General features: G+C 44.5%; 23 protein-coding genes. 8 read left to right on the top strand and 15 right to left on the bottom strand.

Features of this window, described 5'->3' with window-relative positions; genetic code table 11:
* Window positions 1-89 precede the first annotated feature (89 nt).
* The 3 genes from ACFGVR_RS00365 (at window position 90) to ACFGVR_RS00355 (ending at window position 3303) form a co-directional block, all read left to right on the top strand.
* The gene (locus ACFGVR_RS00365) at window positions 90-1082 is read left to right on the top strand and encodes a DNA-directed RNA polymerase subunit alpha (RefSeq protein ID WP_448700316.1); all 993 of its coding nucleotides are present in this window, start codon (window positions 90-92) and stop codon (window positions 1080-1082) included.
* Between the two features lie 207 nt (window positions 1083-1289).
* Window positions 1290-1829 (top strand): 50S ribosomal protein L17, encoded by a 540-nt coding sequence (gene rplQ / locus ACFGVR_RS00360; RefSeq protein WP_448700315.1) that lies wholly within the window; start codon window positions 1290-1292, stop codon window positions 1827-1829.
* Between the two features lie 103 nt (window positions 1830-1932).
* On the top strand, window positions 1933-3303 hold the full coding sequence (locus tag ACFGVR_RS00355; protein ID WP_448700314.1) for a S41 family peptidase: 1371 nt from the start codon (window positions 1933-1935) through the stop codon (window positions 3301-3303).
* A gap of 54 nt (window positions 3304-3357) precedes the next feature.
* On the opposite strand, the gene ACFGVR_RS00350 is transcribed toward ACFGVR_RS00355, so the two are convergent.
* Entirely contained in the window at window positions 3358-3900 is a 543-nt protein-coding gene (locus tag ACFGVR_RS00350) for a YbhB/YbcL family Raf kinase inhibitor-like protein (RefSeq protein WP_448700312.1), read from the bottom strand.
* 91 nt (window positions 3901-3991) lie between these two features.
* The gene (locus ACFGVR_RS00345; RefSeq protein ID WP_448700310.1) at window positions 3992-4852 is read right to left on the bottom strand and encodes a helix-turn-helix domain-containing protein; all 861 of its coding nucleotides are present in this window, start codon (window positions 4850-4852) and stop codon (window positions 3992-3994) included.
* Window positions 4853-5333: 481 nt separating this feature from the next.
* Between ACFGVR_RS00345 and dnaK the strand changes: the two genes are divergently transcribed.
* On the top strand, window positions 5334-7238 hold the full coding sequence (gene dnaK, locus ACFGVR_RS00340; RefSeq protein ID WP_448700308.1) for a molecular chaperone DnaK: 1905 nt from the start codon (window positions 5334-5336) through the stop codon (window positions 7236-7238).
* Between the two features lie 169 nt (window positions 7239-7407).
* Here the strand turns inward: dnaK and ACFGVR_RS00335 are convergent, their stop codons facing one another.
* The 7 genes from ACFGVR_RS00335 to ACFGVR_RS00305 all read right to left on the bottom strand — a co-directional run bounded on the left by ACFGVR_RS00335 (window position 7408) and on the right by ACFGVR_RS00305 (window position 14263).
* Window positions 7408-9723, bottom strand: a complete 2316-nt coding sequence (locus tag ACFGVR_RS00335; protein ID WP_448700306.1) for a glycoside hydrolase family 31 protein — start codon at window positions 9721-9723, stop codon at window positions 7408-7410.
* A gap of 51 nt (window positions 9724-9774) precedes the next feature.
* Entirely contained in the window at window positions 9775-10293 is a 519-nt protein-coding gene (locus ACFGVR_RS00330) for a L,D-transpeptidase family protein (protein WP_448700304.1), read from the bottom strand.
* A 76-nt stretch (window positions 10294-10369) separates the two neighbouring features.
* Window positions 10370-11272 carry a nucleotidyltransferase family protein gene (locus tag ACFGVR_RS00325; RefSeq protein WP_448700303.1) on the bottom strand — a complete coding sequence of 301 codons (903 nt, stop codon included), beginning with the start codon at window positions 11270-11272 and terminating at the stop codon, window positions 10370-10372.
* A 125-nt stretch (window positions 11273-11397) separates the two neighbouring features.
* Complete coding sequence (locus ACFGVR_RS00320) at window positions 11398-12525, bottom strand: M42 family metallopeptidase (RefSeq protein ID WP_448700301.1); 1128 nt, start codon at window positions 12523-12525, stop codon at window positions 11398-11400.
* Between the two features lie 223 nt (window positions 12526-12748).
* Entirely contained in the window at window positions 12749-13156 is a 408-nt protein-coding gene (locus ACFGVR_RS00315; RefSeq protein ID WP_448700300.1) for a GNAT family N-acetyltransferase, read from the bottom strand.
* A 101-nt stretch (window positions 13157-13257) separates the two neighbouring features.
* Window positions 13258-13791: a DUF5606 family protein gene (locus tag ACFGVR_RS00310; protein ID WP_448700298.1), complete on the bottom strand. Its 534-nt coding sequence runs from the start codon at window positions 13789-13791 to the stop codon at window positions 13258-13260.
* A 10-nt stretch (window positions 13792-13801) separates the two neighbouring features.
* Window positions 13802-14263: a peptidylprolyl isomerase gene (locus tag ACFGVR_RS00305; protein ID WP_448700297.1), complete on the bottom strand. Its 462-nt coding sequence runs from the start codon at window positions 14261-14263 to the stop codon at window positions 13802-13804.
* A 214-nt stretch (window positions 14264-14477) separates the two neighbouring features.
* On the opposite strand from ACFGVR_RS00305, the gene ACFGVR_RS00300 reads away from it, so the two are divergent.
* Window positions 14478-15659: an asparagine synthetase B gene (locus tag ACFGVR_RS00300; RefSeq protein ID WP_448700296.1), complete on the top strand. Its 1182-nt coding sequence runs from the start codon at window positions 14478-14480 to the stop codon at window positions 15657-15659.
* A gap of 76 nt (window positions 15660-15735) precedes the next feature.
* Here ACFGVR_RS00300 and ACFGVR_RS00295 read toward each other — a convergent pair whose 3' ends face one another.
* From ACFGVR_RS00295 to ACFGVR_RS00270, 6 genes are all read right to left on the bottom strand, one after another.
* Window positions 15736-17808: a putative porin gene (locus tag ACFGVR_RS00295; protein ID WP_448700294.1), complete on the bottom strand. Its 2073-nt coding sequence runs from the start codon at window positions 17806-17808 to the stop codon at window positions 15736-15738.
* On the bottom strand, window positions 17805-18620 hold the full coding sequence (locus tag ACFGVR_RS00290; RefSeq protein WP_448700293.1) for a purine-nucleoside phosphorylase: 816 nt from the start codon (window positions 18618-18620) through the stop codon (window positions 17805-17807). The genes ACFGVR_RS00295 and ACFGVR_RS00290 overlap by 4 nt, the downstream gene beginning before the upstream one ends.
* Entirely contained in the window at window positions 18583-19713 is a 1131-nt protein-coding gene (lpxK, locus tag ACFGVR_RS00285) for a tetraacyldisaccharide 4'-kinase (RefSeq protein WP_448700291.1), read from the bottom strand. Before lpxK ends, ACFGVR_RS00290 begins: the two co-directional genes overlap by 38 nt.
* A 43-nt stretch (window positions 19714-19756) precedes the next feature.
* The gene (locus ACFGVR_RS00280; RefSeq protein ID WP_448700289.1) at window positions 19757-20551 is read right to left on the bottom strand and encodes a DUF2490 domain-containing protein; all 795 of its coding nucleotides are present in this window, start codon (window positions 20549-20551) and stop codon (window positions 19757-19759) included.
* A 64-nt stretch (window positions 20552-20615) separates the two neighbouring features.
* On the bottom strand, window positions 20616-22820 hold the full coding sequence (locus tag ACFGVR_RS00275) for a SulP family inorganic anion transporter (protein ID WP_448700287.1): 2205 nt from the start codon (window positions 22818-22820) through the stop codon (window positions 20616-20618).
* Window positions 22821-22967: 147 nt separating this feature from the next.
* Window positions 22968-23330, bottom strand: a complete 363-nt coding sequence (locus tag ACFGVR_RS00270) for a hypothetical protein (protein WP_448700285.1) — start codon at window positions 23328-23330, stop codon at window positions 22968-22970.
* 589 nt (window positions 23331-23919) lie between these two features.
* On the opposite strand from ACFGVR_RS00270, the gene ACFGVR_RS00265 reads away from it, so the two are divergent.
* The 3 genes from ACFGVR_RS00265 (at window position 23920) to pruA (ending at window position 26950) form a co-directional block, all read left to right on the top strand.
* Complete coding sequence (locus ACFGVR_RS00265; protein WP_448700284.1) at window positions 23920-24654, top strand: energy transducer TonB; 735 nt, start codon at window positions 23920-23922, stop codon at window positions 24652-24654.
* A 123-nt stretch (window positions 24655-24777) separates the two neighbouring features.
* The gene (locus tag ACFGVR_RS00260) at window positions 24778-25176 is read left to right on the top strand and encodes a hypothetical protein (RefSeq protein WP_448700283.1); all 399 of its coding nucleotides are present in this window, start codon (window positions 24778-24780) and stop codon (window positions 25174-25176) included.
* A 136-nt stretch (window positions 25177-25312) separates the two neighbouring features.
* Window positions 25313-26950, top strand: coding sequence for an L-glutamate gamma-semialdehyde dehydrogenase (gene pruA, locus ACFGVR_RS00255; protein WP_448700282.1), 1638 nt, complete (start codon window positions 25313-25315; stop codon window positions 26948-26950).
* Window positions 26951-26976 lie beyond the last annotated feature (26 nt).

The following is a 26976-nucleotide window of genomic DNA, read 5'->3' as shown; positions in this document are numbered from 1 at the left end:
GATAATTATCCGGGAAATGATTGGTATCTGCCAATCATTTTTTCCGGTTTTAAGTCAATCCAAATAGTAAACATAAATAAGGATTATAAATGGCAATATTAGCATTTCAAAAACCAGATAAGGTTATCATGCAGAAATCAACTGATTTTGATGGTACGTTTGAATTTCGTCCGTTAGAACCAGGTTTCGGTATAACCATTGGTAATGCTTTACGTCGTATCTTACTTTCATCATTGGAAGGTTATGCGATTACTTCTGTTCGTTTTTCAGGGGTAACTCATGAATTTTCGACCATCAAAGGTGTGGTTGAAGACGTTACCGAGATCATATTGAACTTAAAACAAGTTCGTATGAAAAAAACGGGCGAATCCGGCGATTCAGAAAAAGTGTTCGTGATCATCAACGGTCAGGATAGCTTTACTGCAGGCGATATCACTAAGTTTTCAAACAACTTTACTGTTTTGAATCCTGACCTGGTTATCTGCAACATGGATTCGTCTGTAACGCTTGAAATTGAATTAACTATTGCCAAGGGCCGTGGTTATGTTGCAAGCGAAGAGAATAAAAATCCGGATGCTATGTTAGGCGTTATCGCGATCGACTCGATCTACACACCTATCAAAAACGTAAAATACACCATCGAAAACTATCGTGTTGAGCAAAAAACCGACTATGAGAAATTAGTTTTGGATATTGCTACTGATGGTTCGGTACACCCGGAAGATGCTTTGAAAGAAGCAGCTAAGATTTTGATCCAACACTTTATGTTGTTCAGCGATGAGAACATGATGTTAGAGGCTCAGGCTAAAGAGGAAACCAAAGAAGTTGACGAAGAGATCCTGCACATGCGTAAGATCCTGAAAACTGAACTGGTTGATCTTGACCTTTCGGTACGTGCGTTAAACTGCTTAAAAGCAGCAGATATCCGCAGCCTGGCTGACCTGGTATCATACGACGTAGCTGATATGTTAAAGTTCAGAAACTTCGGTAAAAAATCACTGACTGAAATTCAGGACCTGGTTAAATCAAAAGGCTTATCTTTTGGTATGAACCTGTCGAAATTTAAGTTAGACGAAGAGTAAGATATGAGATGTGAGATATGAGTATTGAGATTTTCTCTTACTTATATCTCACTTCTTGTTTAAAACAAGAATAAACGAGTAAGCCGGATATGAGTCTCAAATCTCAGATCTCAATACTCAAATCTAATACAAACAAATAAGCGACCGCATAATTCCGAGGGTTGACGAATCTCCCCAACGGTATGCACGTGAAAAATCAACAAAACAATGAGACACGGAAAAAAAGTAAACCATTTAGGCCGTACCGACAGTCACCGCAAGGCAATGTTGGCAAACATGGCATCATCGCTTATCCTGCACAAGCGTATCCAAACTACATTAGCTAAAGCAAAAGCTTTACGTATGTATGTTGAACCTATTTTAACTAAAGCTAAAAACGACACTACACACTCTCGTCGTACAGCATTTAGCTATTTACAAGACAAAGAAGTTGTAACCATTTTATTCCGCGAGGTAGCTGAGAAAATTGCTAACCGTCCGGGTGGTTATACCCGTATTGTTAAATTGGAAAACCGTTTAGGCGATAACGCTGAAATGGCACTAATTGAACTGGTTGACTACAACACTGTTTACGGTAAGGACGTTGAGCAAGCTGCTAAAAAATCAACACGTCGTCGTGGTGGTTCGGGCAAAGGTAAAACTGTAGCTGTTGAAGCTAAAGCAGAGCCTGCAGTAGAAGTTAAAGAAGAAGCGCCAGCAGCTGAAGAAAAAGCAGCTCCGGAGGCAGAAGAAGAAAAAGGCGAATAATTGCGTGATTCTTTTTAGAATATTAAAGCCCTGTTTGGAAACAAACAGGGCTTTTTTTGTATATTGCTGTGACCATTTACTTCAATAAGGCATCATTTAGCATATGAAGAAATTTCTATTTATCGCTATTTTATTTTGCTTATCCATTGCAGCATTTGCCCAGGATAGCCTGATCTACTCAAAAAAACAGGTTGCAGATGACATCCGTTATCTGCTTAAAAATGCAGCCGATATCCATCCCAATTTATACCATGATATTTCAGCCGGTGAACTAACGCGAAGGGTTGATTCGCTGATCAGTAAGCTACCGGATAGCGTATCGCTTTTCACTGCGTATGGCGCTTTTGCCCAGGCGACTGCTTTTGTTAACGAAGGGCATACCAGCCTCGATATCCCATCGCCAATAAGAAAGGCAATGCGCGCAGGCGCGTTTAAAGGGATACCATTACAGGTATTAAGCTACGATAATAACTATTTTGAGGCAAACCTGATTATGCCGCAAGCGCAGGTAAAGCATATTGAGGTAAGCAGCATTAACGGGCAGGAATCATCGGTGATACTGGCGCGGATGATGGCGCTGAAAGGCGACCTGCCATCGTTCAGGAAAGTTGTGGCGATTGGTAACTTCAGGTTCTTTTTATCGGTTATCGGTATCAGCCAGCCTTATCTTATAAAGTATAAGGATGTTGAGCATGTAAGTAAAACAGTAACGGTAAACAGCATCACCGAAAAGGAATATAGCGACGCTTTGATCAGGAAACCGCAGAGCGAGCCTTACGCGTTAATGATAACCAATGATAAATATGCTTACCTGAATTTTAAGGCGATGGCTGATTACGACCGTTTCTGCCATTTTTGTGACTCGGTTTTTAAGATGCTTGATGAAAGAAAGATCAGTAGGCTGGTGGTTGACCTGCGCGAAAATGGTGGCGGTAATTCGGGCCTGGGGCATTGCCTGCTCAATTACATTACCGATAAACCGTATCGCATGGCCGGCGACAGTAAGCGTAAGGTGAGCCAGCAATTTAAAGACTACCTGACCGCTAATAAAGACCTTTACGGGGACAATTATAACGATTACCTGAAACTGCCGGTAGGTACATTTATGCCGCTCGGAAGCGACGACCTGACCAAACCTGAGAATAAGGAACATAAATTTAAAGGCAAAGTATGTTTCCTGATCGGACCGAATACGTTTTCGAGCGCAAACATGCTTGCGGCTACGGTTAAGGATTACAAGTTATTTACCTTAATAGGCGAACCTACGGGCGAAGCTGCGAATCATTACGGCGAGTTATGTACGATAAAGTTGCCTAATACAGATTTACGGGCCTTTACCTCCACGACGATGTGGGGTAGGCCTAACGGAAATGCGAATGACAAAGGCGTGATAGCGCCTGACTACCTGGTAAACGCTAAAAGCGGCACACGAGATAATGTATTGGAATATGCCAAGAAATGGCTGGATAAATAAAGCCCTGACCAACTGGCCAGGGCTTACCGTTAACTGATTACTGACCTAACTCCGTTATCGTTTGCAATACACCACTAATGATGCTTTGCCTAACACCTGTTTACCTAACATAAAACCTGTAACGGCAGGAGTGGTTGTGCCAGTGGTACCCAACTTGGCCGACTTTAACGCATACACCGTAATAATGTACCGGTGCGCGGCATCGCCTTCGGGCGGGCAGGGACCCTGATACCCCGGCATACCGGTATCATTATTACTTTGCAAACTGCCGGCAGGGGCAAGGTTAGCTTTGATATCGCCTGCGCCTTGTTTAAGCTCGTGCACTGTGGCCGGGATATCAACCATCACCCAGTGCCAGAAACCGCTGCCGGTGGGAGCATCAGGATCGTACATGGTAATGGCAAAGCTTTGTGTGCCCTCGGGAGCGTTTGCCCAGTTTAGCTCGGGCGATTTATTGCTGCCATTGCAGCCAAAACTATTGGCGGTAAACTGGTTGGTGAACTGACCGCCCAGATCGTTACTTTTTAAAGTAAACGTTTGCGGGAAAGAGTGCTGGGCAAATGCCAGGCTGAATACGAACATTAAGATTGTTTTCATGTGATTTTGGACTAAAATTTATTGATCCAAAATTGAAAGAATTGTAACTGTGCCCGGTATTGCAAGCGGCCCAAATACTATTGCAAATGGTTCAGGCTACGCTGGTTTGGCGGTAAGCGGCAGGCGTTAGTCCGAACTTCTTTTTAAACGCAGTGTTAAAGTTCGATAGGTTTTCGTATCCGTAAGCATCATACAATTCGCTGGCCTGTTTGCCTTTGGCCAGTTCGGTACAGGCAGCCTCTAACTTACGTTCGCGGATATATTTTTGCGGCGATATGGCGTAAGCTTTTTCGAAATCGCGTTTAAACGATGACCTGCTGCGGTTGGCCAGAAAAGCAAACTCATCCAGCGTGAGGTTATTGAACAGGTTATTCTCTACCAGGTTTTTAAGCGACACCACGGAGGTATCCCGGTTACGGCTGAACATATTGACCAGTTGCGCCGGAAAAAGCTCGTAAATAACCAGTAAAAGCTCTTCCAGCTTGTGGAGCGCTACGTTATAGGAAAGCGTATGCCCACCCTCAATTAAAGCTTTGATGCCACGCAAATACTCATTGAGATATGGGGTGCTCGAAAAGTAGATGTACGGATCAACATCAGGCAACTGATCGGTTCCACCCGGGGATATATGGTGTTTGGCTAAAAAGCTATTGACGATATGCCCCGGAAAGAAGGCGATGAGGCTATGGTATTGGTGCTGGTTTAAGCTATGTTCGGCAATAATGGAATTACCTTCGGGAATGAGCATGGCCTGCCCGGCTTTGATAATGGTGTTTTCGGTAGCGCGGTAAATTTCCTTTTGCCCGTTCATTACAAAACTGATGGCGTATTGGTTAAACACCACGCGGTTTTTAAACAGGCTGCCGTTTTCGTGATAGCTTACAAATGCTATCTCGCCTGCCTTGATCTGGGGCTGCTGTTTTACAGCTTCGGGTACCTGATAAACCTGCATAACTTAATGGCTGTAAAAGTATCAATTACGCTTGATATTGATGCAGGATTTTAGTATATTGTAGGAAATGGAAGATGGATGAGGTACGATGGAAGATGTATTGAAAAATTCTTACAATTTCCCCCCTCCGGGCAATGATTGATTTTTTGAATGATTGAATAAAAAGAAGGCTGGATACAATTTCCCCCCTGATGAAAGAATCAAGAGGCAAGATGCAAGAATCAAGACAAAAACAATTGAAAATACCGACAAATACCCACCCTGTCAGCCAGCAGCGAAGTAACATTTAACTTTAAACCCCTGCAACATTACAGCAACGCCATCTACACATTGAAAAACTGCCAACCTGTCACCGCCAAATAAACCCAAACTGACGAAAAATATTATTTATTGCCGTATTGCCTGCCATAAGCAATTTGGCACAACCCTTGTTAATATGGCTATAGAATTATAGTAAAATCAATATAGTAAAAACAATCATATGTCTAAAATCATTGGAATCGACTTAGGAACAACAAACTCCTGCGTAGCGGTAATGGAAGGTAACGAGCCTGTAGTTATTGCTAACAGTGAGGGGAAACGTACAACGCCTTCGGTAGTTGCATTTGTTGACAACGGCGAACGTAAAGTTGGTGATCCTGCCAAACGTCAGGCCATTACCAACCCAACAAAAACTATCTCTTCTATCAAGCGTTTTATGGGTAACCAGTTTAACGAGGTTACTAAAGAAGCCGGCCGTGTACCTTACAAAGTAGTAAAGGGCGATAACAACACCCCACGTGTTGAAATTGACGACCGCAAATATACTCCGCAAGAGATCTCGGCGATGATCCTTCAAAAAATGAAGAAAACTGCCGAAGACTTTTTGGGAACTGAAGTTACTGAAGCGGTTATTACCGTACCGGCTTATTTTAACGATGCACAACGCCAGGCTACTAAAGAAGCCGGTGAAATTGCAGGTTTAAAAGTTCGCCGTATTATCAACGAGCCTACCGCCGCAGCTTTGGCTTACGGTTTGGATAAAGCTCACAAAGACATGAAAATTGTTGTGTTTGACTGCGGTGGCGGTACACACGACGTTTCTGTTTTAGAATTAGGTGATGGCGTGTTCGAAGTAAAATCAACCGACGGTGATACACACCTTGGTGGTGACGACTTTGACCAGGTGATCATCGACTGGATGGCCGACGAGTTTAAATCTGACGAAGGTTTTGATCTGCGCCGCGATCCGATGGCTCTGCAGCGTTTAAAAGAATCGGCTGAAAAAGCTAAAGTTGAATTATCAAGCTCGGCTCAAACCGAGATCAACTTACCCTATATTACCGCTGTTGACGGTATGCCAAAGCACTTGGTTAAAACTTTAACCCGTGCTAAATTTGAGCAACTGGCTGATAGCCTGATCAAACGTACTATTGAGCCTTGCAAAACAGCATTGAAAAATGCAGGTTTATCGGTAGGTGATATCGACGAGATCATTTTGGTAGGTGGTTCAACCCGTATCCCTGCGATACAGGAAGCCGTAGAGAAATTCTTTGGTAAATCACCGTCAAAAGGTGTTAACCCTGACGAGGTTGTAGCCATTGGTGCTGCAATACAAGGCGGTGTGTTAACCGGCGAAGTAAAAGATGTGTTGCTGTTAGATGTTACCCCGCTTTCGTTGGGTATCGAAACTATGGGGGGTGTAATGACCAAACTGATCGAAGCTAACACAACTATCCCATCTAAAAAATCAGAGACATTCTCAACCGCGTCTGACAGCCAGCCATCGGTAGAGATCCACATTTTGCAAGGCGAGCGCCCAATGGCCGCTCAAAACCGTACAATTGGCCGTTTCCACTTAGATGGTATACCACCGGCACCGCGCGGCGTACCGCAAATTGAAGTAACTTTTGATATTGACGCCAACGGTATATTACACGTTGCCGCTAAAGATAAAGCTACAGGTAAAGAGCAAAAGATCCGTATCGAAGCTTCTTCGGGCTTAACCGACGCTGAGATCAAACGCATGAAAGATGAAGCTGAAGCTAACGCTGACGCTGACAAAAAGGCAAAAGAAGAAGTTGAAAAACTGAACGGTGCCGATGCGCTGATCTTCTCGACAGAGAAACAACTGAAAGAGTATGGCGATAAGATCCCTGCTGACAAAAAAGCACCGATTGAAAGCGGTTTGGAAAAACTGAAAGCAGCTTATTCTGCCAAGAACTTAGCTGACATTGAAGTTGCCCAGGCTGAACTGGAAGCTTCATGGCAGGCAGCATCTGAAGACATGTACAAAGCATCAGCCGAAGGTGGCCAGCCACAACCAGGTGCGGAACATGCCGAAGGTGCTCAGCAAGGCGCAACCGGCGACGCAGTTACCGATGTTGACTTTGAAGAAGTGAAGTAATACCCCCTAGCCCCCTGAAGGGGGAACAGGATAAACATAAAGCCCGCTTGAATTTTGAGCGGGCTTTTTTGTTTAATTCCGGGCGTTGCCTGCGGCCGGGCTTTCCGCTCATACTGCACAGGGCCTTAGCCACAGGGCCGGTATCCGCTGCTATCCCTAACGCGGTTTTCTAATAAGCTATAACCATTTCCATCCGGTTATTGGGTATTATAACACTAATACCATGTTTTTTATGCTGCAGCTTGATACTTTCGCCATTTACCCGGATAGTTTTGAGCTTATCACTAAAACCATGTAAAATGAGCCGGATCTGCGTAAAGCGCGACTCAAATTTACCTTCAACCGGGCTTAGGGTAATGTGATTCTTAACCGGCTCAAAGCTGATATCACGCTTATAGTAAGTGCCTTTTTGATAGTTGTAAGTTGTACCATCGTCTTCGTAATAGGTAAAGCTGTTAGGTTGTTTACCATACCAGATATGTAGTTTCAGAATGCCATCGCCATGATCAGTGGTGCTTTGTACAATACCTTGCATCGGAATAATGGCCCCGGCTTTTACAAACACGGGCAAATCGGTCAACGGCGCATCAGCTTTATGTGCTTTGCCGCCCTTTAATTTTTCGTAAGTGCTTAGGCGGTACCATTCGCCTTGCGGCAGGTATACTTTGGTGTGATGCTCAGTACTTACAACCGGCGCTACCAAAATGCTATCGCCAAACAGAAACTGATTTTGAAACCTGCCGTCGTACACATGGTCATCGTGTGTATAATCAATAGCCAAAGTACGGCAAACCGGTAAACCGGTTTGATGCGACTGGTAAAAGCTCGAATAGATATAAGGAAGCAGGCAATAACGATGCTCGATATCCTTTTTGATGATCGCCTCGTTTTTTTTGCCCCAGCGCCAGGGTTCGCGGTAAATGGTACCGATACAGGCATGGTTGCGAAACATGGGCGTATACACGCCTAATGAGTTCCAGCGCACCATTAGTTCGGGCGTTGGGTTGCCGGTAAAGCCGCCGATGTCAACTCCTGTAAAGGCAACTCCGGTCAAACCGATGCTGTTTACCAAACGCGCCCCCATCAACATGTGCGCGTCGTAAGCGGAGTTATCACCCGTCCAAACCGCCGAGTAACGCTGCACACCGGGATACGCCGCACGGGTCAATACAAAGGGGCGCTTATTGTTCAATAGCTTTCTGGTGCCATCATAAGTGGCTCTGGCCATTTCCAAACCGTAGGCATTCCGTACTTCGGGTATGGTATATTTACCGAACTGAACAATATCGGGTATATTCTGCCCCCAGGCTGCGGGTTCGTTCATATCATTCCAAAAGCCATCAACACCGGGTTCGGTAAGGGCGCTGAAAGCTTTGCCCCACCACTCGCGCACATCTGAGCGGTAAAAGTCGGGGAAATGGCAACGCCCCGGCCAAACATTGGCTACATAGTTTTCGCCATTAGGGTAGGTGGCAAAGTATTTGTTGGCAACGCCTTCGTCGTACTCTTTGTAGCCTTCTTCAACCTTAATGCCCGGGTCCACAATAGTGACCAGCTTGAAATCCATCTGCTTCAGCTCGTCCATCATGGCTTTAGGGTCGGCAAAGGTTTCAGGGTCCCAGGTAAATATTTTGTATTTATCCATGTAGTCGATATCACAGTATATGACATCGGCAGGGATTTGCTTTTTGCGGAAGGTATGTGCCACTTTCACCACTTCGTTGGCCGACATATAGCTCCATCGGCATTGCTGGTAACCCAGGCTCCATAGCGGCGGCATTTCCATTCGTCCGGTAAGCCAGGTAAAGTCTCGCAGTATACCTGCAACGGTTTGCGCGCCGAAAAAGTAGTAGTTCATATCGCCGCCATCTGCACCAAACCAGCTCATTTGCTCATCGGTTGTGGCGCCAAAGTCGAAATAGCTTTTGTGGGTGTTATCCATGAACAGGCCATAGGTAGCTCCGCTATGGATGCCAATGAAGAACGGAAATGTTTTATAGAGTGGGTCGGTTTTGATATCGTGTTCAGAGGCATCAGTGTTCCAGTTGACATAGGATGAACCGCGGCGGTTCAAATTACCTGTTTTTTCGCCCAGGCCGATAAACTTTTCATCAGCGTAAAGCTTACGATAGGTGATCACCTTTTCGCCCTGCCAGGTGGTGCCAAAGCGGTTGTCGTCCTCGCTGAGCGGCTGCCCGCCTGCTGTATAAAAATTGAATCTTAACGGCGACTTGGTGATGATGAGTTTGAGGTTATCGGTGCTGACTTCAATACTGGTTTTATTCTCGCTCCAGCTTAATCTCTTCGACGGTTTTTGTATAACCGCGAAGGAACTGTCGGCGGTTGAGAATTGTTTGGAGATATTGACACGAATAATAGTTGGGCTGTATACCCAAATGCGTGCTTCGGCTTCGGCGGTGGTGATAACCAATTTACCGGTCTGCTCGCCCAGGCTTTGTACCTTGCTCAAAAGTTGTGTTTGCATACAACCACAACAGTGAATGCGAAGGATTAGTTTGTAAGAAGATGAATTGCGTTAAGGTTTGATCTGGATAGGTGTGCCAATTGGTGTATGCGCATACAGGTCGTCAATCTCGGTATCGGTAAGGCCAATGCAGCCATCTGTCCAATCGCGCCAGCGATGGAATTTGCCGATAAAACCATACCCGTTCTTTAAACCATGTATCTTGATATCACCGCCTGTAGGCCTAACCAGTTTTTTAGCTGTTGCGATATCATTTGCATCGGGATATGATATCCCTAAATTTTTATGGCAAACACTATTGGGGTTTTTAGCATTGATGCGATATAGCCCTTCGGGCGTTTTACCATCACCATCCACCTGCTTTTTACCAATGGGGCAAAAGCCAAGTGATATTTTGTAAGTTTTGATTAGCTTGTTTTGATGATAAACCAGCATCTGCCTTTTTGATTTGATGACCAATATCCTGTCGATAACCACACCAACCGGCAGTTTCTTTTCGGGGTAGCGTGCATATACGATAGCTGCAACGAATGCCATTAACGTAATGTATGCACTAATTTTTTTGATCATTGGTATAAATATATACAAACCTTATAAAATCAAAAATCCCGCCGGAGCGGGATCTCTATATTATTTCGAGTTGTTATTACGACCACAGATTTGGCGGATAAGTGCCGTTTTCAACCAGATCGGATATTGATTTTTGTACGATAGGTTTATCTTCTTTATAAGTTACACCAAACCATTTTGAGGCGGTTGGGATAACTTTAAAAGCAGCCTCGCCGCTTTTGATCAGCTCATCAGCAACCAATGGAATAAAAAACTCGGCTTTAGGGTTGTTCTCATTGGCATCAACAAAGGCTTTGAACATCGGTTCGCTTTGTTTGAAAACGGCCGGGTTAAAGCCCCAGAAGTTCATGGATACGCGGGTGTCATTAGGCAGCGGGTGCTCGCCGGTAGCATCTTTGTAAGCCACTTTGCCACCTTCGGTAAAATACACTTCGGTACGCTCGTTAATTTCAACCATGTTGCCTTTATCGTCAACCTTGCACACACCACGCGATACTGAACCATAGTCAGACAAAGTCTTATCGATCTGGTATCCCACTAACGAATACTGGTCATCGCTAACTTCTGTAGTCAAAAACTTGTACATTTTTTCAAACGAATCGTAACCATAAAAGTCATCAGCGTTTATCACACAAAATGGCTCGTGTACCTGGTTGCGGGCAGCTAAAACAGCATGTGCAGTACCCCATGGCTTGGCGCGCTCAACAGTTTTATCAATACCATATTGTTTCAGATCGTAGTTTTGAAAAACATAATCAGTTTCAACACGGCCTTTTAATTTAGGCTCAAATATGGCTTTAAAACTATCCAAAAATTCCTCGCGGATGATAAAGGTCACCTTACCAAAGCCGGCTTTAATAGCATCATAAATGGAATAATCAATGATGGTTTCGCCATTGGGCCCAAAGCCATCAACTTGTTTCATGCTTCCGTAGCGGCTGGCCATACCTGCGGCCAATATTAATAATGTTGGTTTCATATGTATGCTATTGTACTTGTATTTTGTGTTTTTTAAAGCGTTTTCGGGGGCTAAAGTTGAATATTTAAATCAAATTATCCTAAGAAAATCAGGTTATCCTATCCGCTATGCCCGTTAATTTTTTATTAATCTTCGTCGGGCAACCGGTTGTACCTAAAATCCTGACCGGCTTTAATGTTCAGCAATGTTTCGTAGATCAGGCTGATCACATTGTCAACATCTTCTTTATGGATCATCTCAACCGTGGTGTGCATGTAGCGCAGCGGTAATGAGATCAATGCTGAGGGTACACCATCATTTGAATAAGCAAAAGCATCGGTATCAGTACCGGTTGACCGGGATGATGCCTGGCGCTGGAAAGGTATCTTATTTTTTTCGGCAACCTTAACCAACAGCTTGTTCAGGTTGGTTTGTACTGCCGGAGCGTATGATACTACCGGGCCGCGGCCGCAGGCCAGGTCGCCCTGTGTTACCTTGTTGATCATCGGGGTCGAGGTATCGTGCGTTACATCGGTTACAATAGCCACATTGGGTTTAATATGGTGAGCTATCATTTCGGCGCCACGCAGGCCAATTTCTTCCTGTACGGCGTTTACAATGTATAAGCCGAAAGGCAGTTTCTTTTTATTTTCTTTTAATAAACGGGCAACTTCGGCAATCATAAAACCACCGGCACGGTTATCAAGGGCACGACCAACATAGTAACGGTCGTTCAGCACCATAAACTCATCCTCGTAAGTAATTACGCAGCCAACGTGGATGCCCAGCTTTTCTACTTCGTCTTTTGTGGTGCAGCCGCAATCTAAAAAGATGTTTTTGATGGTGGGCGCTTCTTCTTTTTCGCCGCTGCGGGTGTGGATAGCGGGCCAGCCAAATACGGCCTTCACAATACCTTTTTCGGTATGGATATTAACGCGTTTTGATGGTGCTATCTGGTGATCGGAACCACCGTTACGGATCACATAGATCAAGCCATCGCTGGTAATGTAATTTACAAACCATGATATTTCATCGGCGTGCGCCTCGATCACTACTTTATAGTCTGCTTTGGGGTTGATGATACCTACCGCGGTGCCGTAATTATCTACATAGGTTTCGTCGATATACGGTTTTAAATAGTCGAGCCACATTTTTTGGCCTGTCCATTCAAAGCCTGTCGGCGATGGGTTATTGATATATTCTTCGAAAAATTTAAGCGATTTTTTATTAACTACCGGAACGTGTTTCTTTTCGTCTGATTTTTTTTTAGCCATAGTGATGATATTGATAAGCGGCTTGTTAGCCCTAAGCAAATATAGCAAACCAATTATAAGCTCCTAAACCGGGATAGTTTTTATGTGCCAATTTATCATTGATTTAACATTTACTTTATCTGCGATGGCTTTATTTGTGGCAAGAGAAATTTTTTTATTTACGTTTCAGTTTAGTTAGTTAGGGGAGACCGGTTTGTATTTGAGTGGTACAAATCGGTTTTTTTTATAACGTTTTCTCCATAATCTCGTAGTCGATACCGCCTTTGCTAAATGTTTCGCCGGTTTGGGTAAAGCCCGACCTTTTATAAAACCCGGTTGCCGATAGCCGCGCATTGCACCATAAATGAGTTGCACCCTCGGTTTTAGCAAAACCGGTAATATGATCTAATAGCTGTTTGCCGATACCTTGTCCCTGGAACGCAGGGTCGATAGCAAATTTGCGGAATTGCCAGCTTGCTCCTTTGGGGAACAGCGATACTACACCAATAAGTTGGGTGGCCGTAAAGGCACCGAAATGGTAACCATCCAAATCTTCATCCATTTCCATTTCGTGCAGGTAATTGCCCGGGTAAAGTACATCGCGGCGCAATTGCCAGGTAAGCTGGGGTGTTATTTGTTCGATGTGAACCATATTGTAAATGTAGGATGGAAAAGGGGATATGGAAAATGTACTTAAGGCAATTAAATCAAAAAGCCCCGGATACAATCCGGGGCCTGATTTATGATGTATACCTAAGCGCCTCTTTTGGCTACTATCGTAGGTTTTGCTTTACCTTTGCTTACCGGTTTAGCTTTTTCGGTTGTGGGTTTGGCCTTTTCAGCTTTAGGTTTCGGCGCTGGCTGAGCCGGTGCTTCGGCAGCAGTTTCGGCTTCCGGAGCAGCAGGTTCTTCGTTAAACAAGGGCAACTCTTTCAGGATATTGAACCACGAAATGATCTTTTTCATATCCGAGGCATATACTTTCTCCTCATCATGGTCCGGTGCCACTTCCCTGAAAAACTGGCGCAGTTTATTACCATCGGCTTTCGCATCAGGTATGTTGGCTGCCGATTTCATGCGTTCAAAAACATCTTTCAATAAAATGTCTTCATCGTAGCTAAAAATGGTTATCTCATCTAAAGCTGCCAGTTTAGCTGTCGACAGGTTGGCTATCAGCTTGGTTTTTTGCGCATCAAGGCTTTCTAAAATAAAACCTGTTTTATTTTGAGCCAAGGCTTTCCACAAACCTGGTTTGCCCGATACCGAAACTATTCCGTGTAAATTCATTTACGCTAAATTAATCTTCTAAAACTTCAATTGATGTAATTTTATCGCCTTGACGGATAGCATCAACGATATCAACATTCTCAATTACCTTGCCAAAACACGTATGGTTCCTGTCGAGGTGAGCAGTGTTTGCACGGCTGTGGCAGATGAAAAATTGCGAACCACCAGTGTTACGGCCAGCGTGTGCCATTGATAACACACCACGATCATGGTATTGGTTTTCGCCGGTTAATTCGCAGTCGATAGTGTAACCCGGGCCACCGGTACCTGCGCGGTGTGCGGTTTCAGGGTTTTTAGAGTTAGGGCACCCGCCTTGTATCATAAAATTAGGTATCACACGGTGAAAAGTTACACCATCGTAAAAACCTTCTTTAGCTAATTTTTTAAAGTTGGCTACAGCTTTTGGAGCGTCGTTTTCGTAGAACTCTACGGTCATGTCGCCTTTTTCAGTTTTAATTATCGCTTTACTCATTTCTTTGTTTAAAATTCTGAGCGGCAAAGTTAGTAAAAGGACGCGAAAGCGGAAAGCTAAAAGAAGAAGGTAAAAAGTTTTGATTCAATCGGTAATCATAATAGCATCCACAAATTTTCGTTAGTTTTGAAATATGTGTCATCCCCGATATCTTTTAACGCTCGCCATATTGTTGGTTACCTTTTTTTGTAAGGCGTCGTCCATTTTAATACCGATGGATGATCAGCAAAAAGATCACTTAAAATCGTATGGCATTGCTTTCTGGACGTTGAAAAATAATGAAGAGGTTGACTGGCTGCTTAACTATCGCGGTGGCAGCTTTATGATGAAATACGATCAAAAGCTCGAAAACGAATGCAAGGTACGCGGGGTGAGCTACGAGGTGTTACCCGATGCCAAAGTAAACGCCATTATTGCCGAAGTTGCCGACCCATCAGTTAACATGGATGTGGTAAAACTGGAAAAGGCACCAAGGATGGCTGTATACTCGCCAAAATCAAAACTGCCCTGGGACGATGCCGTAACCCTGGTTTTAAAATACGCCGAGATCCCATATGATGTTATTTACGATGAGGAAGTGATACGCGGCGACCTGCCTAAATACGATTGGCTGCACCTGCATCACGAAGATTTTACCGGGCAATACAGCAAATTTTATCAGCCTTTCCGTTCGGCGCCCTGGTATATCGAGGATGTGGAAACCCAGGAAGCGATGGCCAAAAAGCTGGGCTTTAAAAAGGTATCGCAAATGAAGCTGGCAGTAGCACAGCATATCCGTGAGTTTTGTGCGGGTGGCGGCTTTTTGTTTGCCATGTGTTGTGGTACCGATACGTTTGATATTGCACTTGCGGCATCGCATACCGATATCTGCGAAAGCATGTTTGATGGTGATGCCGCCGACCCGTCTGCCCAATCAAAACTGGACTATACCCAAACCTTCGCTTTTCAGAATTTTGTACTCGATCAAAACCCGATGTCGCACCAGTTTAGCGATATCGATGTAACCCGCACGCGCCAGGTTGACCGCCCGCACGACTTTTTTACCCTGTTTGATTTTTCGGCAAAATGGGATGTGGTACCAAGCATGCTTACGCAGGATCACGATAAGGTAATTAAAGGTTTTATGGGATTGACAACTGCCTTTAAGGAAAGCCTGATCAAACCAGGTGTAACTATTATGGGCGAAATGAAAACCGCTAACGAGGCGCGCTATATTCACGGCGAATACGGCAAAGGTCAATGGACATTTTACGGTGGCCATGACCCGGAAGATTACCAGCACCAGGTAGGCGACCCGCCAACAGACCTGAGCCTGCACCCCAACTCGCCCGGTTACCGGCTGATACTGAACAATGTACTTTTCCCGGCGGCGAAAAAAAAGAAGCAGAAAACGTAGCCCCCTAACCCCCTAAAGGGGGAACAAGATTGTTAATTAGATTTTCAAAAGCTCCCCCTTTAGCGGGCTGGGGGGGCTAATCGTAAAAATTCCAAAACACACCATACTTCAAGATGGCGTTTGGCATAGGGTAGCGGTTTACCGTGTAATAACCGTTGCTTAGCCATCCCTGGTTAAAATAATCGTACATTAAAAACAGGTTGGTACGTTTTAACGTAGCTTTTATGTATACCGTACCGGTTGGGTATGATGAAAACGTAATAGCCGGGCCGTTATAAAACTGGCCTATACCCACCGCATAAGACGGCGCCAGATAAGGAGTATTGTACCGCACATTAATACCAATACTGGTATTCAGTACATCAAAAAAGGGCTTGCTGTAATACAGGCTACTGTATGTATACAGTTCGGGGGTACGTAAGGTGCTTTGATAATCGGTTTTTTGGTATACCGCGTAGTTATCAAAATGCCACCTGCCAAACTGCAGGTTTTTGCCAACAGTAATTTTTAAAAGGTTAATTGGCGCTGCTACCTGGGTAGGGTAGGCATCAATACCATTATTGGTAGCCGAAGCAAAGTACAGGTAGTTGTTGATCAGGAAGTATTCGGCTTTTACGTTAAACTGAAACTTATCGTTAATGTAGTTAAACGATGCGCTGCTGGTTTTAACATTCTTAAAGCTGTTGGTCCAGATAAAATGGTTTGATACCCAGTGCGTGTAAAGCAGCGGGGGCGAACTGTTTTGGGTATAAGCATCGATGATGATCTTGCCCAATGTTTTACCCGCCGATAAATTAATATTGGCATCGTACAGGTAATCGCCAAAATCGTGGCCAACAGCTATCTGCTGAAAATCGGCGTTAAGCCCCAGTTTATCACTAAAACGATAGCTCAGCTTTGCCTTCAGGGTAATATCCTGAAAAGCATTGTTCTGCACCCTGTCCAGCTGTGGCAGGCCGGTTGTGATCAGGGTATCGCGCACATACTGCGCGTAATTATAATAATCGTGTACCAAACCCAGGTCAACCTTGGCTTCGTTTTTAACAAAGCTTAGTGTTTTGCCTCTTAAATAAAAGCTGTACGAAAACTCGTTTTGCAGGTGTAGCACCGATAACGAATCGCGCGAGGTGGTTTGATCAAAGTAAGTGTCAGGGAATATCTTGTAAGCGTCGGCCTCATCCTGCAAAAACTTGTATTTGCGCACATTATAGTAAAAAGTGTAGGCAACACGCTGCGTAGGTAGCACCTTCGATTGGCCGTTATCGGTACTCACCGTCGAACTGTCGATACGGCCAAGGTAATAAAACTGTTTTAAATAAAATCCGTTATCGCGCAGGTTATTGCGCGAGTTGTTTAACCTTACCGGAGCCGTGCTTGGGTCAAATGCCGATACGTTGGTTTCTGCTGTAAAAACTGCATCGTTGGTTATCGATCCGTTTTCGGGGGCCTTTAAATTGTTAAATATCAGGTTGCCTAAAATGTTATAACGTTTATCATGCGATTCATACCAGCTAAAAATTGCCGCACCCAGGTGATCGGCATGCTGGTGGGCGTATACACCAAATGAGCCTATGCGGTTAAAGTTTACACCAATATTCCAGTTGGGTTTGAGGTTTTGGGTATGTACTACTTTAAACACCTGCTCCGTTAGGCCACCTGCTACCAGGTATAAGCTGGTAAAAGGTGTTCGGGCACGGTAATACTGTATATCCTGCGGATGCAATAAATAAGCATCAAGTGTGTGCATGCCCACGTCAAAGCCAATTCTTCGGCTGGGTTCAAACAGCAGGTCGCGTTCTGACAGACCTAAATTACCCAGACCTATTTTAGGGCTGTGGGGCGGGTAAAGCGCGCTGTAGTTTTCAAAATCGGTTAAGCCGGTATCAAGCGGAAATACCTGTGTGCTGTCATTAAGCAGCCGTTCGTTGGTGAGCTTAATGTATTTTGATGTAAAAATTACCGTATCCTTTTTTTTCTCCTGCTGCTTACGCATGGTATCAAGCATGTCGTCTTCACTCAATGCTTTGCGTATAGTAGTCGTATCGCGTAAGCGATTGTTAATGATAGGCTTAACTTCCTGCGCGTAGGCAAAACCGGCCGATAGACAGATCAGCAGTACTAAAAAATATTTGAGCTTTTTGGTGATCAAAGTTGGCTAACCAGTTCTTTTAGTATTAGGGTAAGTTTTGGTTCGGCGGCAGTGGCAACAGCCAGTATCTCTTCAACCGATACCGGTTTCAACGTATCCGGGAAGCCCTCATCTGTTAAAACCGAAATGGCAAAAACCGGCAGGCTCATGTGGTTGGCTACAATCACTTCGGGCACGGTGCTCATACCCACGGCATCGCCGCCAATTATCCGTAAAAACCTGTACTCGGCCCTGGTTTCCAAATTTGGCCCCGTAACCGATACATAAACACCTTTATGGCACGGAATATTATTATCGGCAGCAATTTTTAAGCCTTTTTCGATCAGTGCTTTATTGTAAGGCTCGCTCATGTCCGGGAAACGCGGCCCCAAAGCATTCTCATTATTACCTACCAATGGGTTATGATGTTGCAGGTTAATATGATCTTCTATCACCATCAGGTCGCCCTTTTTAAAATCAGGATTCAAGGCTCCGCTGGCGTTGGATACAAATAAGGTTTTAACGCCCAGCATTTTCATTACCCTTACCGGGAAAGTGATCTGTTGCATGCTATAACCTTCGTAGTAGTGCAGCCGGCCCTGCATGGCCACTACCTTTTTCCCAGCCAGTGTGCCAAATATCAGTTTACCCGAGTGGAATTCAAGGGTCGATATCGGAAAATCAGGGATGTTACTGTACATCATCTGCTTTTCTACCTGTATCTCGTTAACCAGGCCGCCTAAACCGGTGCCTAAAATAATACCTATTTCGGGCTCAAAATCTCCTATCCGGCTTTTAATGTAGCTGGTTGTGCGTTGTATGTTCTCTAACATAGTTTTTTATAGTTTGATCAAATTGTTGCCCTTCACCATCTAAAAACCCGATCTGTATGGGCAGTACTAAAATATTGAGTTGTTTAACTGTATGTTGTAACGCCTGTTCACCTAAACGCTGCGCATCCTTTTCTGTTGTAATAACCAGCTTTTTTTGTGCCGCGCAGCCCTTAAAATCATCGGCAAGTTTAGTGATATTTTTTAAGGTATATGGATGGTGATCGGGATAATTATGATGAATGACCTGTTTTGAACGCTTTTCAAGTTCGTTTACTAAAGGCAGGGGGTTGGCAATGCCCGTTAGTAAAAACACAGTAGTATTAGTATCAATGGTCAAGCCGGATGAATTGCCGCTCATGTCCTGCAAAGCGCCATAATTGATCCCCGCGAAAAACAATTGCTGATTTGCAAAAGGGTTGATACGTGCTTTGATCTTCTCTTTCCGGATGCCTGATAATTGAACCGGACATTTAGTCACCACGATCACATCAGCACGCTTCCGTCCGCCGAAAGGTTCACGTAAATTACCCGCAGGCAATAAAAAGTGAGGCTCAAATACACGGCTATAGTCGAACAATAAAATACTGAAACCCGGCTTAACGGCGCGGTGCTGGTAAGCATCGTCTAAAATGATCAGATCGTGGTCAGCTTTGAGGTTTTCAACACCAATAACCCGCTTTTCGCAAACGGCAACTGTGATATCCCGAAACTTGTGTTTGAACTGAGAAGGTTCGTCACCGATCTGAGCGGCAGTTGCAGTAGCAGTTGCGGTAAGGAAACCTTTGGTTTTACGGCCGTAGCCACGACTAAGGGTTGCGAGCTTATAGTCGCTTTTAAACAAATGTATCAGGTATTCTGTCATGGGGCTTTTGCCCGCGCCGCCAATATCCAGGTTTCCAACCGAAATAACGGGTACATCAAAACCCTGGCTTTTAAATAAGCCGGCATCATAACACCAGTTACGGATAATAATAACCAATGCGTAAAGCCACGAAAAAGGCAGTAAAAGCCAGCGCAGGTATTTGAGCATACAGGGTGTAAAGATACAAAACAGCACCATAGCAACCGCGGGCAAAAAGTAAAACCCGGCCATCGCGGCCGGGCTTACTCACTTAAACTAATCAAACCTCATATCTTTATTTCGCTTTAATAAATGGCAGCGACGAAAACAGGTTAATCGCAATGGTATGATTGTTTTCCACCACCTGGTTAAAATCGGCCGTGAGGTTGCGTTGCTGCACATATTGGTACAGATAGCCAACTTCGATCCTGGTAAACCTGCCGGCGTTTAAGCCCAGGCCCAGTCCAAAACGGTTTTGATCAAACGTGTTAAACTTTACATTTTTGCCAAAGGCAATAAAAACTTCATCGTAAACGGGTACATACAGCGGCGAAGTTTTACCTAAAGGGATATTAGCTTTCAGCATATACCTCACCCGGTTCTCAAAACGCACATTAGTAAAAGTGCCTACGGCGGCATCACCAAAAAAGCGCTGCTCCAGGCGCAGCCTGTTGGTAATATCAACGCCGCCGGTTTGCTGGCTAAGTTGCAGCTGCTGCCATATGCGGTGTTCGGGGAAGGCGGTTTTCGCTATCGGGATATTCCCGTAAGGGTATGTCTCAACATAAGCATATCCGGCTGTGGCCAGTATATTTTTATTGATCTTGTAAAAAATGCCTGGCCTTAAAAGTAATTGCTGCCAGCTGCTCACGCCATCATTTCGCCTGATCTGTACCTCGGCATGCAGGCCAAATTTACCGGTAAACAAATGCTGGCCGTTGTATACTATCCAGGTGTTAAAATTATCGCTGTTTATGCGCGGGTTGGTTTGTGCTTTCGCCCGATGACCGATGACCGCCAACAGGCAAACAAGTGTGCAAACGAAAACTGTTTTTAAATATTGATGATATAATGATCTTAAAATAAACATAGGTTTTAATAGGCCGGGCAATTACTCACCCGGCCGGTTTTAAACTATTAAGTAATTGAAAAAATTAAACAGTGATCACCTTGGGCTGCTTTACCGGTTCTTTGATCTTCAGATCATGCAGCATGCCATCAGCCAGATCATAAACCCAGCCATAAAAATTAAGCGTTTGCCCACTTTGTAAAGCGTTTTGCACTATGGCGGTTGTTTTTAACCGGTATATCTGCTCCTCCACATTCAGCTCTACCAACCGGCGGTGCCTCATTTCGCTGTCGGCAATAGCGTTCAGTTCGTCGCTGTGCGCGCGGTCGACATCACGGATATGGCTTAGCCATTGGTCAAGGTTGCCGTGCATGCCTCCTGCCACAGCGGCTTTTACGCCTCCGCAACCATAGTGTCCGCAAACTACAATATGCCTTACTTTTAAAGCCTCAACAGCGTATTGAACCACCGACATCAGGTTGATATCGCTCGGGATAACCTGGTTGGCAATATTGCGGTGACTGAATATTTCGCCGGGTTGCGCACCTGTTATCACCTCCATAGGTGCACGGCTATCAGAGCAACCAATGATCAGGTATGGTGGCGACTGCCCCTTGTTCAGCTTGGCGAAGTAGTTAACATCCAGGTGCAGCTTTTCGGCTATCCACTTGCGGTTATTGCTAAACAGCTCGCTATAATGCTGATGATCGTTATGGCCGTGCTCATGCTGATCCATCACCTCAACCTTTGCCTCCAAAAACGAATAATGATCTTTCAACCCGGTTATGGTGCAAGGGATGTTTTCGAGCGTGGCGCGGCTCTTAAAGTCCTGTAATATTTCCAGGCAATCCTGCTCAATATAGCGGGTTTGGCTGGCATCAACCCAAACACTCATGCCTGGTTTAATGCTGTTAAAAAACTCGTTAAGGTGTGCCTTGTTTAAAAAGGTAACCTGCTCTGATAATACCAGTTGCTGCATGGTGCCGCTTTTGGTGAGTTTTTGTGTTGAGTAGATCAGATCTTTAGTGGCGTTAACCAGGATAAATACAATGCTTACGGCCATGCCGATCAATACGCCTTTAAGCAGGTCGGTGAGGATAATGGCAACAACTGTGGCTATAAACGGAGTAAACTGGTTCCAGCCGGCTTTGTACATGTCTTTAAATAACTTCACTTTGGCCAGCTTGTAACCCACCATGATCAGTATCGCTGCCAAACTGGCCAGCGGTATCTTGTTCATTACGCCGGGAATAAGTAAAACAGCTACCAACAATAAAATACCATGAAAAATCGTCGACGTTTTGGTTTTTGCACCCGAACTAACATTGGTTGCTCCGCGAACAATTACTGCAGTTAAAGGTAAACCGCCCAGTAAACCGGCAATGGTGTTGCCTACACCTTGCGCTAACAGTTCGCGGTTAAGCGGTGTGGAGCGTTTTAACGGATCCAGTTTGTCAACCGCCTCAATACTCAGCAGCGTTTCTAAACTGGCTACAAAAGCAATGGTAAAAGCTACAGTAAGCACCTCCATATTCATTGCTTTGCTAAAATCGGGGAATTTTAAATTAGTGGCAAAATCGGATAAGCCTGAAAATAGGGGCAGCTGTACAAAGCTGTTGCCTTTTAAATTAAAGCCGGCAGGGGCATTTTGCAGTGCTATCGAAATTAAAACACCTACTATAACCACCACTAAGCCCGATGGTATGGCTTTGAGTTTTTTAGATAATGTGTCCCAAAGCATCAGGATGGTCATGGAGATGACAAAGATGATAATGGCCCCGGGGCTAACGCGTGATAACACATTGGTGATCTCGCTGAAAGTATTGCTGTGATCAGCTTGTGCAAAGGCGAAATCCCCCTCGGTATCGGCATCGTAACCAAATGCGTGTGGGATTTGCTTTAGTATCAGGATGATGCCTATCGCGGCAAGCATGCCTTTGATCACGTTCGACGGAAAGTACAAGCCTATTTTACCGGCTTTTATCAAACCTAAAATAATTTGTATAACACCTGCCAAAACTACCGCAACCAAAAAGGTTTCGTACGAATGTAAACTGATGATGGCTGTAGCTACAATGGTTGTTAACCCCGCTGCCGGGCCGCTTACGGCCAGTTGCGAGCCGCTGATAAAGCCAACCACAATACCGCCCACTATGCCGGTTATAATACCCGCCAAAAGCGGTGCGCCGCTTGCCAAAGCTATACCCAGGCACAGCGGCAATGCTACCAGGAAGACCACAAGCCCTGATGACAGGTCCTGTTTAAATGTATTTTTGAATGAAAGTTCCATTTGTTGTTTGTTTAAAAAATATCAAGCATTTGCCTTTCCCCGAAAAGGAAAAGCGTGAATTAAGAGGCCCTGATCAAAAAGATCAAAGCACGGAATGATCATTATGGCTTAACACCAAATGATGATCAATAAAAAAAATCGATATTTTTAAACGAGCGGCGGACGGAAAACCTCGTTCACATGATCGCGCCCCTTACCCGGACGGTAATGGTGAAACAGCGCTCTTACCGAATTACTTTCATAAATGGCAGCCATGTGGTTAAGCGCCAGCTTATGATAGTCAATAAATGATTTGCTGAACTCTTTCTCACTGAATTCTTTCTCAGCATTGTCCTTTTCATCGTTTTTATCATCGCCTGTATCCTGGTCTGAATGAGCATGATCATCGGCTACGAAAAGAGGAAGATTGTGGCTGAGTAATTGGTGCGTAGCGTTGGAAAGCGCTTTGAATGAGGGCAAAGCAGGTTGCACACGCGCCAGTAAAAACGCCGCGATAAATAACAGTGCCATAACCTTTTTGATCCTCATTGTTGCAAATATACCGATTAGCAGTTAAATAACCTATATTTTATAAGCTTACTATTGCGTTTTTTAATGACAGACATCCTAGGCGGAAAGGTGGGTATTTGTCGGTATTTTCACAATGTGCAAATTCCGCCACCCTGTTCCAGGGAATGAAGCAATCCGACGTACAGGTAATCGGACATCGGTAAATATGGGTATTTTAAAAATGTTTTTTCTTGACTCTTGCATCTTGATTCCTGATTCTCAAACAGGGGGGAAATTGTAAGAAATTTTTCAACCCGTTTTCCATCTTACGCCTCTGCCTTCAGTTTAACTACAGTTTCTGGCTTCAGTTTGCAACTGAAGCCTACGGATAAAGTCCAGTCTGCGACTGAAGGGTATTCCCATTCAATCATTCAAAAATCAATCATTCAATTCTTCAAAACAGGGGGGAAATTGTAAGAAATTTTTCAATCCATTTTCCATCTTACCTCATCCGTCTTCCATTAAATATACTTGCCTTTATGGAATTGCTGTTCCTCCCGCATCTCTGTAATATACGCAATTTTTTGCTTAAAACCAAATGTGTACGCCGATGGAACCACTTCAAAACATCAAACTATCTTTTAAATGTCCCAAACAGTTAAACGAGCTGCAGCCCTGCAACGGCGATTGGTATTGCGATGGCTGCCAAAAGATCGTACATGATTTTAGAGGGATGAGCGAGGGTCAGATATTGGATGTTTTCGCGAAAAGCGATCATCAGGTATGCGGCATGTTTGAGGCTGGCAGGATAGAGGTATTACCACAGCAAAACAATTGGCTCAAGTGGGCTTCGGCAGCTATGCTGTTTTTAGGCCTAACCGGGTTATCGCAACTGTTATATGCACAGATAAAAAATAAATCGCAGAATACGTTTTCTGCTAAAGCCGACACCAGCGAACGTCCCTTAGTAGGCGCAATAAATACCCCTGATCCGGATACCGTTAAATTAACTCAACCGCTTATAAAACCACTTCCTGAAGATGTTTTCTTCGGAGTAGCAATAGAGACGTTTCCCGAATTTCCCGGAGGCGAGGCCGCGCTGAATAAGTATTTAGCAGCACACATTAAATATATCGACGGATTTACAGGTAAGGTGTATGTGCAATTTGCTGTTGAGAAAGATGGCTCATTGACGAACATTAAAATAATAAGGGGTAGCAATAACGAAGCAAATGATCAGGTTATAAAGGCTATTAAAGCAATGCCCAAATGGAAACCAGGCATTCAAAATGGTAAACCTTACAGCGTGCAGTATACTTTGCCGGTTAATTTTTCCCGACAATAAAATTTGTGTTTTTAACAGCTTGCTAACCCGGTGAGTCGCCGGTAGCATTCAGGTAAAAATAATTTCAGAAACGCGGTTACATAACCATTGCTGCAGTATTAAAGAGTAAATACATACAATAACATGGAACCCTTACAAAACATCAAACTATCCTTTAAATGCCCAAAACAGCTAAATGAGCTGCAGCCCTGCAACGGCGATTGGTATTGCGATGGCTGTAAAAAAATGGTCTACGATTTTAGAGGGATGACCGAAGAGCAGGTAATGGCCAGCCTAATTAAAAACAACTATAAAATGTGCGGCATCTATGATGCTGAAAGGATAGAAGTGCTGCCACGATATGGTAAATGGTTTAAATGGGCATCGGCGGCCATGCTGTTTTTGGGTTTAACATCTTGCCATAGCGCGGTAAATAAACCACTCATGGGGGATACTGTGGCTGTATCTCCAGATAATCAAACAACCCGGATCGACACCATTCCCAATTCGGTACATAATTTAAAAGTGGTGAAGAAACACTAGTGAAGTAGTTTGGTACATTTGCACACCTGCTTATTTACTAATCCGCACATTGTCATAACATTTGCACATTTACGTATCTGCATATTTGCACATCGGCGAAAACCTTATCTTTGCCGCATAGTTTAACTGACTAATTATGACCAAAGGATTTTTTAACACCCCAATACCACAAAACGAGCCGGTATTAAATTATGGCCCGCGCAGTGTAGAGCGTTTTGCGCTTAAAGCCGCATTGGCCGAAGGCCGCTCAAAAGTGATTGATATACCGATGTATATCGGCAATAAGCTGGTGCGTACCGGCAAAAAGGCCGAGATCCGTCCGCCGCACGATCATCAGCACCTGCTTGCCACTTATCACGAAGGTGACGCGAGCCATGTGCACGCCGCAATCGATGCTGCCTTAGCAGCAAAAGCCAACTGGGAAAACCTGCCTTGGGAAGAACGTGCCGCTATATTTTTAAAAGCTGCCGAGTTATTATCGGGCCCGTACCGCGCCAAAATAAATGCGGCTACCATGCTGGGCCAGGGGAAAAACGCCTACCAGGCCGAAATTGATGCCGCCTGCGAGATGGTCGATTTTCTGCGTTTTAACGTAGCTTACATGACCGAGATCTACGCGCAGCAGCCCCCTGTTTCGCCAAAAGGCATCTGGAACCGTGTTGAGCATCGTCCGCTCGAAGGTTTTGTGTTTGCCATAACACCGTTCAATTTTACCGCCATTGCCGGTAACTTGCCAACCTCGGCTGCCATGATGGGCAACGTAGTGGTTTGGAAACCTGCGCCAACCCAAATCTATGCCGCCAATGTGTTGATGGAAACTTTCCTTGAAGCAGGTGTGCCCCCGGGCGTAATTAACCTCATCTATGTAGATGGGCCGATGGCCGGTGATATCATTTTCAGTCACCCCGATTTTGCAGGGATTCATTTTACCGGTTCGACGGGTGTTTTCCAAAATATCTGGCAAACCATCGGTACCAATATCCATAAGTTTAAAACTTATCCGCGTATTGTTGGCGAAACCGGCGGTAAAGACTTTGTGCTGGCTCACAGCAGCGCCAATATCGATGTGTTGACTGCAGCCCTTGTTCGTGGTGCATTTGAATACCAGGGGCAAAAATGCTCTGCCGCATCGCGTGCTTACTTGCCAAAGTCGTTATGGCCGCAGCTTAAAGAGAAGTTTTTAGCCGAACTGGCAACTATCAAAGTTGGTCCGCCAGAAGATTTTGAAAACTTTGTAAATGCGGTTATTGATGAGCGCTCGTTTAACAAGATCACCAAATACATCGATAACGCCAAAAAAGACAAATCAGTCGAAATTATTGCCGGCGGAACTTATGATAAAAGCAAAGGCTGGTTTATTGATCCTACCGTCATTTTAACCACCGACCCATACTACGTAACCATGTGCGAAGAGCTGTTTGGCCCGGTGCTTACAGTTTATGTTTATGATGACAAGGATTTTGACGAGATATTAACCATCATCGATAAAACCTCTATTTATGCCTTAACCGGATGTATCATTTCGCAGGACAGGTATGCCATTGCAAAAGCCACACATGCCTTACGCAATGCTGCAGGTAATTTTTATGTAAATGATAAACCAACCGGAGCCGTAGTTGGGCAGCAACCCTTTGGTGGTGCCCGCGGATCAGGTACCAATGATAAAGCCGGCTCCATGATCAACCTGTTGCGCTGGGTATCGCCACGCACCATCAAAGAAACTTTCGATCCACCGAAAAGCTACCGCTATCCGTTTTTGGATAAGGAGTTGTAAATAAAAAGGCGATGGTATCCATCGCC

The organism is Mucilaginibacter aureus (assembly GCF_053514885.1).
This window is presented reverse-complemented; position numbering and strand designations above follow the sequence as displayed.

Coding starts and splice junctions, on each gene's coding strand:
- ACFGVR_RS00365 (WP_448700316.1), top strand. CDS start 90: ATGGCAATATTAGCATTTCAAAAACCAGATAAGGTTATCATGCAGAAA.
- rplQ (WP_448700315.1), top strand. CDS start 1,290: ATGAGACACGGAAAAAAAGTAAACCATTTAGGCCGTACCGACAGTCAC.
- ACFGVR_RS00355 (WP_448700314.1), top strand. CDS start 1,933: ATGAAGAAATTTCTATTTATCGCTATTTTATTTTGCTTATCCATTGCA.
- ACFGVR_RS00350 (WP_448700312.1), bottom strand. CDS start 3,900: ATGAAAACAATCTTAATGTTCGTATTCAGCCTGGCATTTGCCCAGCAC.
- ACFGVR_RS00345 (WP_448700310.1), bottom strand. CDS start 4,852: ATGCAGGTTTATCAGGTACCCGAAGCTGTAAAACAGCAGCCCCAGATC.
- dnaK (WP_448700308.1), top strand. CDS start 5,334: ATGTCTAAAATCATTGGAATCGACTTAGGAACAACAAACTCCTGCGTA.
- ACFGVR_RS00335 (WP_448700306.1), bottom strand. CDS start 9,723: ATGCAAACACAACTTTTGAGCAAGGTACAAAGCCTGGGCGAGCAGACC.
- ACFGVR_RS00330 (WP_448700304.1), bottom strand. CDS start 10,293: ATGATCAAAAAAATTAGTGCATACATTACGTTAATGGCATTCGTTGCA.
- ACFGVR_RS00325 (WP_448700303.1), bottom strand. CDS start 11,272: ATGAAACCAACATTATTAATATTGGCCGCAGGTATGGCCAGCCGCTAC.
- ACFGVR_RS00320 (WP_448700301.1), bottom strand. CDS start 12,525: ATGGCTAAAAAAAAATCAGACGAAAAGAAACACGTTCCGGTAGTTAAT.
- ACFGVR_RS00315 (WP_448700300.1), bottom strand. CDS start 13,156: ATGGTTCACATCGAACAAATAACACCCCAGCTTACCTGGCAATTGCGC.
- ACFGVR_RS00310 (WP_448700298.1), bottom strand. CDS start 13,791: ATGAATTTACACGGAATAGTTTCGGTATCGGGCAAACCAGGTTTGTGG.
- ACFGVR_RS00305 (WP_448700297.1), bottom strand. CDS start 14,263: ATGAGTAAAGCGATAATTAAAACTGAAAAAGGCGACATGACCGTAGAG.
- ACFGVR_RS00300 (WP_448700296.1), top strand. CDS start 14,478: ATGGATGATCAGCAAAAAGATCACTTAAAATCGTATGGCATTGCTTTC.
- ACFGVR_RS00290 (WP_448700293.1), bottom strand. CDS start 18,620: ATGTTAGAGAACATACAACGCACAACCAGCTACATTAAAAGCCGGATA.
- lpxK (WP_448700291.1), bottom strand. CDS start 19,713: ATGGCCGGGTTTTACTTTTTGCCCGCGGTTGCTATGGTGCTGTTTTGT.
- ACFGVR_RS00280 (WP_448700289.1), bottom strand. CDS start 20,551: ATGTTTATTTTAAGATCATTATATCATCAATATTTAAAAACAGTTTTC.
- ACFGVR_RS00275 (WP_448700287.1), bottom strand. CDS start 22,820: ATGGAACTTTCATTCAAAAATACATTTAAACAGGACCTGTCATCAGGG.
- ACFGVR_RS00270 (WP_448700285.1), bottom strand. CDS start 23,330: ATGGCACTGTTATTTATCGCGGCGTTTTTACTGGCGCGTGTGCAACCT.
- ACFGVR_RS00265 (WP_448700284.1), top strand. CDS start 23,920: ATGGAACCACTTCAAAACATCAAACTATCTTTTAAATGTCCCAAACAG.
- ACFGVR_RS00260 (WP_448700283.1), top strand. CDS start 24,778: ATGGAACCCTTACAAAACATCAAACTATCCTTTAAATGCCCAAAACAG.
- pruA (WP_448700282.1), top strand. CDS start 25,313: ATGACCAAAGGATTTTTTAACACCCCAATACCACAAAACGAGCCGGTA.